Source organism: Psychroserpens sp. XS_ASV72 (assembly GCF_041224425.1).
GTDB lineage: Bacteria > Bacteroidota > Bacteroidia > Flavobacteriales > Flavobacteriaceae > Psychroserpens.
Genome location: NZ_JBGFGL010000036.1, coordinates 1 through 1,220 on the forward strand (window position 1 = coordinate 1; position 1,220 = coordinate 1,220).

Here is a 1,220-nt window from a genome sequence, read left to right on the forward strand (position 1 = left end):
ACCACGACATTAGATTTGGAGGTTATAGTCAACCCGATAGCGAACGCTGTTTCACCTTTGGAGGTCTGCGACGACGACTCTGACGGATTATCGGTCTTTGACCTTACGCTGCGCGACCTTGAGGCCGTAGGCGTTCAGACGGGCATGGTCGTGACCTACCACGAGACGGAGTCCGATGCTGACAACGGCGTCAATGCACTAACGAGTCCTTATAACAATATTGTACCAAATGTCCAGACGGTCTATGTACGCGTAGAGAGCGGTACGACGGGCTGTTATGACACTACGGAACTGTTGTTGCTGGTCAATCCTTTGCCAACGCTTGTTTCGGTTACTGATTACGTCCTTTGTGACGATGACATGCCTGGCGACCAGACCGAGCTTTTCGATTTGTCGAGCAAGGATGCGGAGGTTTCCAACGGTCAACCGGTTACGGTATCGTACTACCCGACGCTTGTGGACGCAGAGATGGGCACAAACGCGCACATGAGCCCATATGCCAATGTGGGCAGCCCAGAGACCGTATACTACACGCTGACCCATACGACAACGGGCTGTACCAACATAGGCAGTTTTGAGCTGGTGGTCAACCCGCTTCCGCAGATAGTTAACCCAACCGACTTAGAGGTTTGCGACGACGGTGTCCCTGACGGTCTGACGTCTATAGACCTGACGCTCAAGAACCAGGAGATAACCGGCGGTAACCCGAACTACTCGGTGAGCTACCACTTGGACCAGGTGGATGCTGACTCGGGCTCGAACCTGCTCCCTGTACCATATACGAACACGTCCAACGGGCAGGTGGTCATCGTGCGCGTAGAGGACATAGCCACGGGCTGCCACGCGACCGTACCGCTGACGTTGGTGGTGGAGCAGGCACCGGTAGCGAGCACACCGGCCCCATTGGAGTACTGTGATCCTGACAGTGACGGTTTCGGTGTATTTACACTGACGGACTTAGACGCGGCCATCACCTCGGGCGATCCAACCCTTACGGTGAGTTACCATGAGACGATGGCAGATGCGGACAATAACGTGAACGCCCTTTCCAGTCCGTACAATAACATAGTGGAGGACCAACAGGTTGTCTATGCACGCGTAGAGAGCGCTACGATAGCGACTGACTGTGCGACCCTTATAGAGGTGTTGTTGATAGTCAACCCGACGCCCCAGATTTTGGACCCGACGCCATTGGAGGTCTGTGACGATGTTTCTGCAGA

1 pseudogene is annotated in these 1,220 nt (G+C 54.6%); it reads left to right on the plus strand.

What is annotated here, in order from left to right:
- Nucleotides 1–15 precede the first annotated feature (15 nt).
- A pseudogene (locus tag AB9K26_RS00185) lies at nt 16–1,220 on the plus strand (hypothetical protein); the annotation flags it as partial.